General features: G+C 71.5%; 8 protein-coding genes and 1 pseudogene. 3 read left to right on the forward strand and 6 right to left on the reverse strand.

Annotated elements, in window-relative coordinates; translation table 11 throughout:
* The 3 genes and pseudogenes from BN39_RS23660 to BN39_RS05055 form a co-directional block, all read right to left on the reverse strand.
* Nucleotides 1–2,101: pseudogene (locus BN39_RS23660) on the reverse strand (hypothetical protein); the annotation flags it as partial.
* Entirely contained in the window at nucleotides 2,098–2,421 is a 324-nt protein-coding gene (locus tag BN39_RS05050) for a hypothetical protein (RefSeq protein WP_019201273.1), read from the reverse strand. The gene BN39_RS05050 and the pseudogene BN39_RS23660, both read right to left, overlap by 4 nt.
* 465 nt (nucleotides 2,422–2,886) lie before the next feature.
* Nucleotides 2,887–4,194: an ROK family transcriptional regulator gene (locus BN39_RS05055; RefSeq protein ID WP_081585924.1), complete on the reverse strand. Its 1,308-nt coding sequence runs from the start codon at nucleotides 4,192–4,194 to the stop codon at nucleotides 2,887–2,889.
* Nucleotides 4,195–4,626: 432 nt separating this feature from the next.
* Between BN39_RS05055 and BN39_RS05060 the strand changes: the two genes are divergently transcribed.
* A complete protein-coding gene (locus BN39_RS05060) occupies nucleotides 4,627–6,162 on the forward strand; it encodes an ATP-binding cassette domain-containing protein (protein ID WP_019201275.1) in 1,536 nt (511 codons plus the stop codon).
* Nucleotides 6,163–6,171: 9 nt separating this feature from the next.
* The gene (locus BN39_RS22080; protein WP_019201276.1) at nucleotides 6,172–7,050 is read left to right on the forward strand and encodes a Fic family protein; all 879 of its coding nucleotides are present in this window, start codon (nucleotides 6,172–6,174) and stop codon (nucleotides 7,048–7,050) included.
* On the opposite strand, the gene BN39_RS05070 is transcribed toward BN39_RS22080, so the two are convergent.
* Together BN39_RS05070 and BN39_RS05075 are read right to left on the reverse strand one after the other, a co-directional pair.
* Nucleotides 7,047–8,204, reverse strand: a complete 1,158-nt coding sequence (locus tag BN39_RS05070; protein ID WP_019201277.1) for a winged helix-turn-helix domain-containing protein — start codon at nucleotides 8,202–8,204, stop codon at nucleotides 7,047–7,049. The two genes, BN39_RS22080 and BN39_RS05070, sit on opposite strands and share 4 nt — an antisense overlap.
* Nucleotides 8,201–8,596, reverse strand: coding sequence for an NUDIX domain-containing protein (locus tag BN39_RS05075; RefSeq protein WP_019201278.1), 396 nt, complete (start codon nucleotides 8,594–8,596; stop codon nucleotides 8,201–8,203). Before BN39_RS05075 ends, BN39_RS05070 begins: the two co-directional genes overlap by 4 nt.
* A 97-nt stretch (nucleotides 8,597–8,693) precedes the next feature.
* Between BN39_RS05075 and BN39_RS22085 the strand changes: the two genes are divergently transcribed.
* Nucleotides 8,694–10,805 carry an HNH endonuclease signature motif containing protein gene (locus BN39_RS22085; RefSeq protein WP_019201279.1) on the forward strand — a complete coding sequence of 704 codons (2,112 nt, stop codon included), beginning with the start codon at nucleotides 8,694–8,696 and terminating at the stop codon, nucleotides 10,803–10,805.
* A 19-nt stretch (nucleotides 10,806–10,824) separates the two neighbouring features.
* On the opposite strand, the gene BN39_RS05090 is transcribed toward BN39_RS22085, so the two are convergent.
* The gene (locus BN39_RS05090; RefSeq protein ID WP_019201280.1) at nucleotides 10,825–12,213 is read right to left on the reverse strand and encodes an L-serine ammonia-lyase; all 1,389 of its coding nucleotides are present in this window, start codon (nucleotides 12,211–12,213) and stop codon (nucleotides 10,825–10,827) included.
* Nucleotides 12,214–12,236: the final 23 nt, after the last annotated feature.

Genomic DNA, 12,236 nt, shown 5'->3' on the forward strand with positions numbered 1-12,236 from the left:
CGGCTTCGGCTTCGGCTTCGGCTTCGGCTTCGGCTTCGGCTTCGGCTTCGGCTTCGGCTTCGGCTTCGGCTTCGGCTTCGGCTTCGGCTTCGGCTTCGGCTTCGGCTTCGGCTTCGGCTTCGGCTTCGGCTTCGGCTTCGGCTTCGGCTTCGGCTTCGGCTTCGGCTTCGGCTTCGGCTTCGGCTTCGGCTTCGGCTTCGGCTTCGGCTTCGGCTTCGGCTTCGGCTTCGGCTTCGGCTTCGGCTTCGGCTTCGGCTTCGGCTTCGGACGGATCATCGGCGACCTGGTCGTCCTCGTCCAGTTCACCGACGTGGTCGTCCTCATCCACTTCGGCGACGATATCGCCGGCCTCCCCGTCACCGCCGCCGTCGACGTCGGTCACGGTCTCCGCTTCCGAGGCCCCCGGATCGTCACACCCCTCCGCCACATCAGGCTCGGCGTCCTCCCGAACGGAGGCCGCTTCCTGCTCGGCGGCGTCGGCGTGATCCTCGGCGTGGCCATCAGAGTTGTCCTCGGCGTCGTGATGGATGTCCGTCTCCTCGATGACTTTCCCTGCAGCCTCGTCCGCCGACTGCGCAGCGCCGCGTTCGGGCGCGGGCTCATCGCGCACATCCTCGTCGTGCGGGGGCTCATCGGCCGGGTCGGGCACCGTCGGAACCGTGCCCCGGCCCGGTTGCGCCCACAAGCCGGATCCGCCCGGGACTCGGCCGAACGCCATGAATCCGTCGTCGAGAGGTTCGGACGGGGCCGGCACGGCGGCGTCGCGAGACACGGCAGCGCCGTCGGGAGCCTCGGCGACCTCCGTCACCGCGTCGTCCACCTCGGGCTCGGACCCGTTGTGCTGGAAGGGGATCGACATGAACGACGTCTCGGCGGCGATCGGAATCGGCCCGGTGGCGATCGGGCCCCGGTGCCCGTTCTTCTCAGCCCCGTTCGTGCCGTTCACACCGCCCAGGAGGTCACCGTGCTCCACGTCGGCCCCGTTAACGCCGTTGATCGTCGGGACGCGACCGAACGACATGAAGTCGTTCACCAGCATCGGTGACACCACGGGCGCGACGGGGGCGTCGGGCTCCTGCTCCGGCTCCGTCGTCTCGGCAACGGCGTCCGCCGGCTCGAGCCGTTCGACGCGGGGAACGACCGCCGGGGCTCCGTCCACGACGCCCGCCGACGAGTCCTGCCCTTCGGCGATTCCGACGCCGTCGTCCGACTCCGCGTCCGCGGCGTCCCATCCGTTCGTTCCGGTGACGCCGGCGACCGTCGACGGGATCCGCCCGAACCCCATGAACACCAACGGCGGCGCGGCGGGCTGATCGGCGCCGGGCTCATCGACGCCCGCGACCCCGGTGTCCTCGTCGCCGGTGTCGTCGGCGGCGTCCTCGTCGGCGATGCCGGCGTCCCGCGCGGACTCGACCGCGGAGAAGCCGTTCACGAACGCCTCGTCGTCGCCGGAGTTGGCGAAAGCGTCCTCCGCCGCCGCGGCGGTATCCACTGCTTCCTCCGCCGCGGAACCGGATCCGGTCGGGGGTTCGGCGGGCGCAGCCCCGTCGACCTGGCCGGGGATCCTCCCGAACGCCATGAAGGTACTCACCAGACTCACCGGCGGCTTGTTCGTGGCGTGCCCGTTGTACGGCGGCGTGGTCATGCGCTCGGCGACCTCGGTCGCCTTGGCCCGAGCCTCCGCGATCAGAGCCTCGATCTCCTCGCCGGGATCCTCGCCGAGCGCGGTGGCCTCACGCTCGAGCTTCTCGATATCCGCTTCCAGCTGATAAACGATCTCGGCCTGCTCGAGATTGACCTGCTGAAGGCTGCGCGCCATTTCCCCCAAGGCGTGCGAAACGTGCACGAGACTCTCGCCGACTTTGACGATCCCGACGAAACTCTTCGCCCATTTTCCTGTTTCGGTCTCGAGGAATTCCACGAGATCCACATCGCTCAATTGCGTCGTCGCCGTCGTACCTTCGCTCGCCACACGAAACGCATAGGAGGACGCCTGTGCGGCGGACAACGCACGCGATGCGAGATCGTCCGGGGTGACCTCGTCCTCCCAGATGCCCTCGAGGAGCACGTCGGCGTACTTGGTTTCCGGCCGGTCGATCACGAGAAGACGCCCACCGCGCGACGGGACGAGGGGCCCGGGAACGGCGACGGCCAGACGACGCCGCTCGACGGCTGCTCGTCATCCGAGGCGTGCGCCCGCTGCAGCGCCTCCGCGGCTTCGAGTTCGGGAAGCACGTCCCCCACCAGACCTTCGACGGTTTCGACGATGCGCTCGCCGTGCGGGCTCGTATAGCCCACCGAGGAGCTGATCGACGTCACCGTCGTCCGCAATTGGGCGGTCGCGATCGCCGCCCGCGCTTCGATCGCGCGAGCTCCGGCGCTCCGACCGAGGTCTGCACTGCGGTCGTTCTCGGACCCCATGCCACCCTCCCGTCTGCATCAGACCCGTCACACAGGTACTGACTGGATTCGTTGTCGCAAAAGAATGTACCACCCGGATCTCTGGTTTGCTTAACTGGATTTCATGTTTTGGGATCGCAAGTTCGCCAGGTCAGGATGCATTCCCGTTTCCACCAACAGCGGTTGGCCATCACGGGGCCGGGTCCGTCGCCGCACAACACGATGCGCGATCAAGAAAAGCGCGGTTCTCCAGGAGAAATCAGGTTGATCTCATCGCCGCCGGTGCCCGCGGCACGACGCATTCGGGCACGCCCCGTCGCATTCGTCGCGCCGGGTGTGAACCCGCATTCTCGGATCTCTCCACCACACCGGAACCATTCGTCGGCGCACCAGTCGCGGCACGATCGAATACGCGCGAGCGAGTTCCTCCGCCGACGCTGCCGGCTACTGAGCGTTCTTCGCCTCGCGAGCCCGCCCGGCCGCCTCCTACGCCTGCGCGCGGGCGACGGCGCCGAGCGGATCGGTGTACACGCCGTCCAGCGCGGACGCGCCGGCGGCCTGCTGCTGCACGCGCGAGCCCGCGCCGCTCACCCGGACCGCCCGCCCGGGCTCGGCCGAGGTGGCCTTCAGCGCGGCGGAGACGTGCGGCAGGATCGCGGTGTGGTCGGTGAACGCCTGGCCGCCCAGGATCAGGCGGTCCGGGTTGAAGATGTCCGCGACGAGGGCCGCGGCCTCGCCGAGAACCCGTCCGCGCTCGGCCACGATGGCGCGTGCGGTCTCGTCGCCCGTGTCGGCCAGCTTGTGCAGGTCGGCGATCGTGCGCACCGAAAGCTTCTGCGCGCGTGCGGCATCGACGACGGCGGTGTCGGTCACCGCGTCCTCGAGCCGGCCGGTACGCTTCGGGTCCAGCAGCTCGACGTTGCGCGTCGGCAGGTGACCGATGGTGTGCGGTCCGGACTTCGGCGAATGCACGGCGCCGTGCAGAGCCAGCGCCACACCCACGGTCTCGCGACCGTAGAAGTACAGCGTGGAGCCCTGGGATTCGAACTCCTCCGACAGATGCAGCTCGGCGGCGGCCATCGCCTCGACGTGCGGCGCCACCGTCACCGGCAGACCGATCGCCCCCGAAAGGCGTTCGCCCAGAGCGACGTTCTTCCATCCGAGGCGCGGGTGGTCGGCGACGATGCCGCGGTCGTCCACGCGGCCGCCGATCGCGACCCCGGCGCCGAGCACCGTGCGGCCGTCCCAGCGGGCCAGGAATCGACGCGCACTGGTGGCGATCACGGAGAGCACCTCACCGGGCTCACCGCTCTCGGGAGTGGGGATCTGGATGGCGCCGACCACCTTGCCGGCCACATCGTGCATGGTCACCGTGCTCACACGGAAGCCGATGTGGATGCCGAGCGCCACCGGCCCGTTGGGATCGATCTCCAGCGGCAGGCGGGGGCGGCCCACGACGCCGCTCGCGGCGCGGTCGGCGCGCTCACGCACGAGGCCCGCGTCGATCAGCGCGGTGACCTGGCGGTTCACGGTGGCTGCGGACAGCTGCGTCTCGCGGACGATCTCGTCGCGCAGCACGAGGCCGCCGCGCCGGATCACGCGCAGGACGGCCGCGGCGGGCTTCTCGGAGACGCGCAGCTGGGGCGGGAAGACGCGGGCGGGCGCTCCGACACGAGGCGCACGCTCGGTGGATGTACTGCGGGACAGCGGATTCCGTCCCCGGGTGGAGGCACTGGTACGACTCTGCGTACGGGCCGGAGTGGCAGTGGTGGCGGGAAGATCAACGACGGTCATGGTTCCTCAAGGGTGTGCGTGCGCCGCGGCCTGCGGGGCGCGATACCCCGGGCGCGGACTGGTTACAGGTGTCGAAAGGAGTCGGCCTGGTGAAGGCCGGCGAAGTGCGAGCGGGAACGCTCAGCAGCAGCACATTCGACAGTGCACGCGAACCATGGGGAGACGGCAGCCCAGCGCGACGGTCTCATAACCGACGCGCAGATGGGCCTCAAGACTCCCGGACATACGCCAAAGCTAGCACCCCGCACCTCCGACCGCACAAGCGCGCGGCCGCGGACTGGGACGTACATCACACTCCCGGGTCCGGAAAATCCGGTGCGGGCGCCGGAAGCCGTTCGTTAGACTCATCGCCATGCTGTCTTGAGCCGTCCCAGCCCCCGCTGCCCCGCACCCTCGTGCCGCCGCAGCTCACTCGGACCTCAAGGAGCATTCATGGCCACCTCTCTCGCTGTCTCCGCGCTCACCCTCCGCTGGCCGGACGGCACCGTCGTCTTCGACGACCTGAGCTTCACCATCCCCGCGGGGCGCGCGTCCCTGGTGGGCGCCAACGGTGCCGGGAAGACCACGATGCTGCGCGTTCTCGCGGGCCGGATCGCCCCCACCTCGGGTTCCGTGAGCGGGGCCGGCGTGGTCGGCTACGTGCCCCAGCACCCGCAGGGCCGTGCCGAGGACACGCTCGCCGACGCGCTCGGCATCGGCGGCACCGTCGGGGCGCTGCGCCGCATCGAGGCCGGCTCGGCCGACCCCGCCGATTTCGAGGCGGTCGGCGACGACTGGGACGTCGAGGAGCGGGCGACCGCCGTGCTCGACGGCCTGGGCCTGCGGCTCGGCGGGCTGGAGCGCACCGTCGGGACCCTGTCCGGCGGCGAGGCGACGCTCCTCGCGATCGCCGGGCAGTTGCTGCGCCGTCCCGACACCCTGCTGCTGGACGAGCCCACCAACAACCTGGACGAGCGGGCGCGCGGCCTGCTCACCGACGCCCTGGAACGGTTCGGCGGCACCGCGGTGGTGGTCAGCCACGACCTCACGCTGCTCGAGCGGATGGATTCCACCGTGGAGCTGTACCGCGGCGGCGTGCGCGTGTTCGGCGGGCCGTACTCGCACTACCGCGAGGTGCTCGACGCCGAGCAGGCCGCCGCGGAGCAGGCGGTGACCACGGCATCGGTCGACCTCAAGGCGCAGCAGCGGGATCTGGTGGAGGCGCGGACCAAGCTGGACCGTCGCGCACGGTTCGCCGCCAAGGCGGAGGCCGAGAAGCGCGTGCCCAAGATCATCGCGGGCCTGCGCAAGAACGCCGCGGAGGTGTCGGCCGGTAAACACCGCACGCTGCACGAGGACCGCGTCGATTCCGCGCGCGGAGCCCTGGACCAGGCCAAGGAGGGCGTGCGAGACGACCGTTCCGTCCGGATCACCATGCCCTCGCCGGGACCGGGGCTGCACCGGCTCCAGCTCGACGACGGTCCGCTGCAGGTCGCGGGGCCCGAGCGGGTCGCGCTGGTCGGGCCCAACGGGGCGGGCAAGACGACGGTGCTGCGCCGCGCGATCGGGGCGGCCCGGGCCGGGACGCCCCCGACGGTGATCGGGTACGTCCCGCAGGACGTGCGGTTCGGCCCGGCGGAGGACGGTGCGCTCATCGACGCGGTCCGCGACGCGCATCCGGACCTCGACGCGCAGCACGCGCACGCCGCGCTCGCGCGGATGTTGTTCCGCGGGCGGCAGTCGGAGCGGATCGTGGGCACGCTGAGCGGCGGCGAGCGCCTGCGGCTGGCGCTGGCGATCGCCCTCCTGGGCGATCCCGCGCCGACGCTGCTGGCGCTGGACGAGCCGACCAACAACCTCGACATCCCGTCGGTGGAGCTGCTGGTCGACGCGCTCAAGGAGTGGGCGGGCGCGCTCGTCGTGGTCTCGCACGACCGCGCCTTCCTCGACCTCCTCGACCTGACGCGCGAGGTGGCGATCGCGCGCTAGCCTCGGTCGATGGCAGATCCGCTCAGCGCGTGCGCCGGCCCGCTCTCCGGCCTGGAGCCGGAGCGGGCCGGCGTGCTGCGCGCGGCGATCGCCAACAGCGTGCTGGAGGGATGGGCGCCCACCGCCGCCGACGCGGAGCGGCTCGCGGAGGTCGCCGACGGCGCCGTCCCACTCGCCTCGTACCTCGACGGTGCGGTCGAGCGCGCGCTGGCGGCCGCGACCGAGGTGGGGTCACCCGACTGCGAGGACGCGCCGCGCGGGTTCCCCGACACCCTGTACCCGGGGACGGGGGTCCTGCGGAACCGGTTCGGTATCCGCGACGCGGATGCACTGCGGCAGCTGGAGTTCGAGATCGGCACCGCCCAGGAGCTCGGCATCGAGACCGGGACCGTCGCCCTGCCCCCGACGTACGACGGAGCGCACCTCAGGTCGATCCACCGCGCGCTGTTCGGCACTCTCTACCCGTGGGCGGGCGAGTTCCGGCGATACGACATGGCCCTGCGGGACAACACGTTCCATTCGTATTGGATCGAGCGGTACCTCGAGGACGCGGCGCACCTGCTGCGCAACCGGCTCCCGCACCAGCACGTGGCACTGCTCGGCGAGACGAAGGACCGGAAGGTCTACGCCTACCAGGCGGCCGAGGCGTACGCGTATCTCAACTGCGCACATCCGTTCCGCGAGGGCAACGGGCGCTCCTCGAAGACGCTGCTGCAGCTGCTCGCCGCGAAGGCCGGCTACCGGCTGGACTTCGCAGCGGTCTCGAAGCGGCAGTGGGACACCGCGTCCCACCGTTCCGCACCGGAGCACGGGCACTACCGCCCCGACGCGCACCCGCTGTTCTCGGTGTTCACCGCGATCACCACTCCCCTCGCGGTGCCGGCCTAGAGCCGATAGCGCTCCAGGCCGAGCCAGCCCGCCATCTCGGCGACCGTCTGCTCCAGCGCCGCCTCCGACGCGGCGTCGCGGCCGCCGGGCTCCCAGGTGGTGGAGTGCACGAGCAGGTCCCCCGCCGCGCGGTCGGCCTTGACGTCGCAGCGGGCGACGATCCTGTCGCCGAAGACGAACGGCAGCACGTAGTAGCCGTGCACCCGTTGCTCCTTCGGCGTGTAGATCTCGATCCGGTAGCGGAAGTCGAACAGCGCCTCGGCCCGCTCGCGCTGCCACACGACGGGGTCGAACGGCGACAGCAGGGCGCGCGCGTGGACGGCGCGCGGTCGCTTGGCCTCGGCGTGGAGGTACACCGTGCCGGGCCACCAGTCGGCCTCCACCTCCACCAGTTCGCCCGTGGCGACCAGTTCTTCGATGGCCGGAGCCGCCTGCGCCACCGACAGCCGGAAGTAGTCGCGCAGGCACCGGGCGTTGCCGATCCCCAGCGCCTTCGCCGACTGCCGGATCAGCTCGACGAACGCCTCCTCGTGGGACGTCTCGTGCTCGGCGAGCTCCCCGAGAACCACCGCCGACGGCGCGTACAGCCGCTCGAACTGGCTGGTGCGGCCGGCGCTGGTGACCTCGCCGGTGTGGAACAGGACCTCGAGCCCCTCCTTCACCGACGACCAGTTCCAGCCCCAGTGCGTCTTCTCCACCACCTGCTCGTGCTCCAGGTGCGCCTCCAGCCCGCGGGCGGTGACCGGCGGCAGCTCCGCGAGCGCGCCGCGCAGCCGGTCGAGCTGGCCGGGGTGCCGCTCGTCGTAGCTCGCGAACCGCCGGGACGCCCGGTCCGAGGTCCGGCGGTGCCGCAGAAGCGGCCACGTCTCCGGCGGCACCAGCGAGGCCTCGTGCGCCCAGGCCTCGACGAGCCGGCGCGGGGCCTTATCGCGGGCGCGGTCGAGGAGCGCGGTGTCGTAGTCGCCGAGACGGGCGAACAGCGGGAGGTACTGGCTGCGCGCGACCACGTTGACGCTGTCGATCTGGATGAGTTTGAGCCGGTCGATGGTCTTCTGGACCTGCCGCATCGTCGGCGTGGACGTGCCCGCGAAGCCGGGCTCGAATCCCTGAGCGGCGAGCGCGATGCGGCGCGCCTGCGGCTGCGTGACCCTCATGCGCCGACGAGCCGTGGGAAGAGGTACTGCTCGAGCATGGGGGCGATGACGACCCCGCCGTGATCGGCCGGGTCCAGCCAGCGGGCCTCGGCGATCTCCGCCGCGGCGGTGGGCGAGACCTGCAGATCCGTGGCGAACACCGTGGACTCGATGTCGGTGTCCGCCTCGTTCGCGGCGGGGCCCCGCCAGGAGACCAGGTGGGTGAGGTCCGCAGCGGCGAGGCCGATACCCAGTTCCTCGTCGACCTCGCGGACCGCGCAGTCGATCGCGGCCTCCCCCGGCTCCAGCTTTCCGCCGGGCAGCATGAACGCGTCCGTGCCGCGCTTGCGCACGGTGAGCACGCGGCCCGCCTCGTCCCGGAAACACACCGCCGCCACCGTGAGCACGTTCATGCCCGCAACAGTATCGAGTGCCTCCGACAGATTCCCGGGCCGTCGTCGCGGCATTCTGCTATTGCACATGCGCTCGAACAGACGTACGATCGAAGGCATGAACGTGGCACCCGCACTGCAGAACCTGCCGGAGGCGCTCCTGCCTCCGCGGTTCACGGCCGCGGGGGTCGGGATGGTGGGGTCCGGGGAACTGGTAACGGTCCTGGAGGGGCAGCGCCGCTGCGAGAACCTCGCGTACTGCCGCACCATCACGGCGGTGTACGCGCTGTTCCGCGATCGGTACGGGGAGCGGGAGTCGGCGTTCCTGGCGTCCGAGCCGGAGGCGGGGATCGACTTCTACCGGGAACGGCGCGAGTTGTCGCTCGCCTACAGCTCGGCGAAGGCGGAGATCTCCGTCGCGCTACGGCAGGAGGCGTTGAGCCGCGCGCGGACGCTCACCGGCGCGCAGGCGCTGGCGTTCGATGAGCGTCTCGCGGAGCTGCTGACAGCGGATCCGTTGCAGCTGACCTCGCTGCCGGCTCTGCGGGAGGCGGCGGACCGCGTCGTGCACGATATCGACCCGGCAGCGGCGGAGCGACGCCGCGCGCAGGCGGAGGAGGACCGGACGCTCACGATCCGCCCCGCCGACGATGGGATGGCCGCCGCGTACGCCCTGCTCACCGCCCACGAGGGCCGCGAACTCGGGGTCCGGGTCGAGGAGATCGCCGCGACCGTCTGCGAGGACGACTCGCGCACGGTGGCGCAGCGCCGCGCCGACGGGCTGCTGATGCTCGTGCGCGGGTTCGTCACGCTGGGTTGTCGCTGCGCGAACCCGGGATGTTCGGTTCGCGGGGCGCGGCACCTGGCCGACGGTGCTCTCGATCCCGAGGGCGCGCGGGTCGTCACGCGGTACCGCACCCTGATCCACGTGGTCGTCAACGGCAGGACCCTCGCCGATCCGGCGGACACCCACGCCGCCTACCTCATCGGCCACGGCCCCATCACCGCCCAGCACGCACGCGATCTCGCGGCCCGCGAGGACGCCGTGCTCCGCCCGTTCGGCGACGAGATCGCCACACCCGCCGCGGAACACGCCACAGCCGCTGCCGCTCCGTTCCCTGGACTTCAGCCGGACGACGCCCCCTCCCCCGACGCACAGCCGGACCGGGCCACTCCCTCGGACGCCCAACCGGACCGGACCACTCCCTCAGCCGCTCAACCGGACCGGACCACTCCCTCAGCCGCTCAACCGGACCGGACCACTCCCTCAGCCGCTCAACCGGACGGCACGTCGCGTCCCGGTCCGGCACAGGAGGACGAGCGCCCGCCTGTGGAGGTGCCGGGTTTCCGGTCCTCGGGAGTCGACCTCGCCCGCAAGGCGCCTGCACCCATCCTGGCCGCCGCCCGATGTCGACGCGGCGCGGCGACGGGCGAAACCTCCACGGCCGAGCCGACTACGCCGGCCGACGGACGCACCCTCGAGGAGCCGGACTGCTCGAAGGGGACGAGTCCGACCGCGCCCGAACCGCAAGGCACCGATCAGGCGGACCGCGCCGCGCCGACACCTCCGCCGGCATCTTCCCCAGCGCCAGCACCTCCGCCGGCGCAGACACTTCCGCCGGCTACCGCACCCCCGCCACTGGTGATCGCCCGCGGCAGCGGCGGGTACCGGTTCTCCGCGGACCTCACGAGGTACTTCACCCTGCTCTACCCGCGGTGCGTGTTCCCGCTGTGCACGCGCCCGTCGTCGCGGTGCCAGCTCGACCACCGCCGCGAGTACGACCACCGCGACCCCGGCGCCGGACGCCGCAGCACCGCCGACAACGGCCAGCCTCTGTGCCTCGCCCACCACCAGCTCAAGACCGCCGGCGTCTGGACCGACGCCCACCTCCCCGACGGCCGCATCCTCTGGATCGGCCCGGCCGGCCAACGCATCGTGGTGGACCCCTCCGGCACCGTCCTCGGGCTCTTCCCCGACCTCGCCCGCATCACCTGGACCACCCCCGACGCCACGGACACGCCACCGAAACCGAGGAACCCCGGCGGCCCCACCCACCTGCAGCGCGAGCACGCACGCCGCGAGGCACTCCGCGCCACCCACATCGCAGCGATGGAACACGAACGGCGCCAGCAGAACACGAGCCGGTTCGAACGGCACCTCGTCACCGTCCTCGACGGACGCGACCCGGCACACGCCCCGCCACCCGACGACGAGCCACCACCGTTCTAGGTGTCGCCGCCGGTCCCCGTCAGCACTCGGGAACGTTCACGGCGAGGCCGCCGAGGGAGGTCTCCTTGTACTTCGAGAGCATGTCGGCGCCGGTCTGGCGCATGGTCTCGATCGCCTGATCCAGCGAGACGCGGTGCGTGCCGTCGCCGTGCAGGGCGATGCGGGCGGCGTTGACCGCCTTCACGGACGCGATGGCGTTGCGCTCGATGCACGGGATCTGCACGAGCCCGCCGATCGGATCGCAGGTGAGCCCGAGGTTGTGCTCGATCCCGATCTCCGCGGCGTTCTCCACCTGCTGCGGCGTGGCGCCCATGACCTGGGCGAGCGCGCCGGCCGCCATGGAGCACGCCGACCCCACCTCGCCCTGGCAGCCCACCTCGGCGCCGGAGATCGACGCGCGCCGCTTGTACAACACCGCGATCGCCGCCGCGGTGAGCAGGTAGTCGCACACCACCTCGTCGCGCCGAGCGGCGAGCGAGGACCGGAACTTCAAGGCGTAGTACAGCACCGACGGCACGATCCCCGCCGCGCCGTTCGTGGGCGCGGTGACGATCCGCCCACCGCACGCGTTCTCCTCGTTAACCGCCATCGCCGCCACGTTGAGCCAGTCCATGGCGTCGGCACCGTCGGACTCGACCAGCCTGCGGTACAGGCCCGGAGCGCGGCGCCGCACCTCCAGTCCGCCGGGAAGCATTCCCTCCGAGCGGAACCCGTGCTCGATGCAGGACTCCATCACCGACCAGATGTGCAGCAGGCCGTCGCGCACCTCCTTCTCGGCCACGTCCGGCGCGGCCCCCGTCACGCCGCAGCGCAGCGCGATCTCGTTCTCCAGCACCAGCCGCGGGATCGACGAGCCGGTACGGGCCGCCGCCTCCAACAGGCCGGCGGCGGTATCGAAATCGTGTGGCACGGCACGGGTCCCGGCGAGCGGGCTCACCGTGTCCTCGCCGCAGTCGCGCTCGACGAATCCACCGCCCACCGAGTAGTACACGGCCTCGTGCACGCCGCCGTCCTCGAATTCGGCGCGGAACCGGATTCCGTTGGTGTGCCGCGGCAGCACCGTCAGCGGGTGCAGGACGATCTTGTCCGTGCACAGCGGCACCGCGGTCTTCCCGCCGATCCGCACCGTGCCCGTCGCATCGATCTCAGCGGACCGTGACGCCACATAGTCGGGGTCCACCGTCTCCGGGCGCTCCCCCTCCAGGCCCAGCAGCACCGCCGCGAACGTCCCGTGTCCCCTGCCCGTGGCGGCGAGGGAGCCGTACAGGTCCACGTGGACGGCGCGCACCGTCGGCGGGAAGGCCCGCAGCTCGTCGGCGAAGTCCGCACCGGCCCGCATCGGGCCCACGGTGTGCGAACTCGACGGCCCGATGCCGACCGAGAACAGTTCGAAGGCGCTGATGGTCACCCTTCCAGGGTAGGCGCCATACA

Origin of the sequence: Tsukamurella sp. 1534, assembly GCF_000312385.1 — a bacterium.
In the GTDB taxonomy this organism is placed as follows: Bacteria; Actinomycetota; Actinomycetes; order Mycobacteriales; family Mycobacteriaceae; genus Tsukamurella.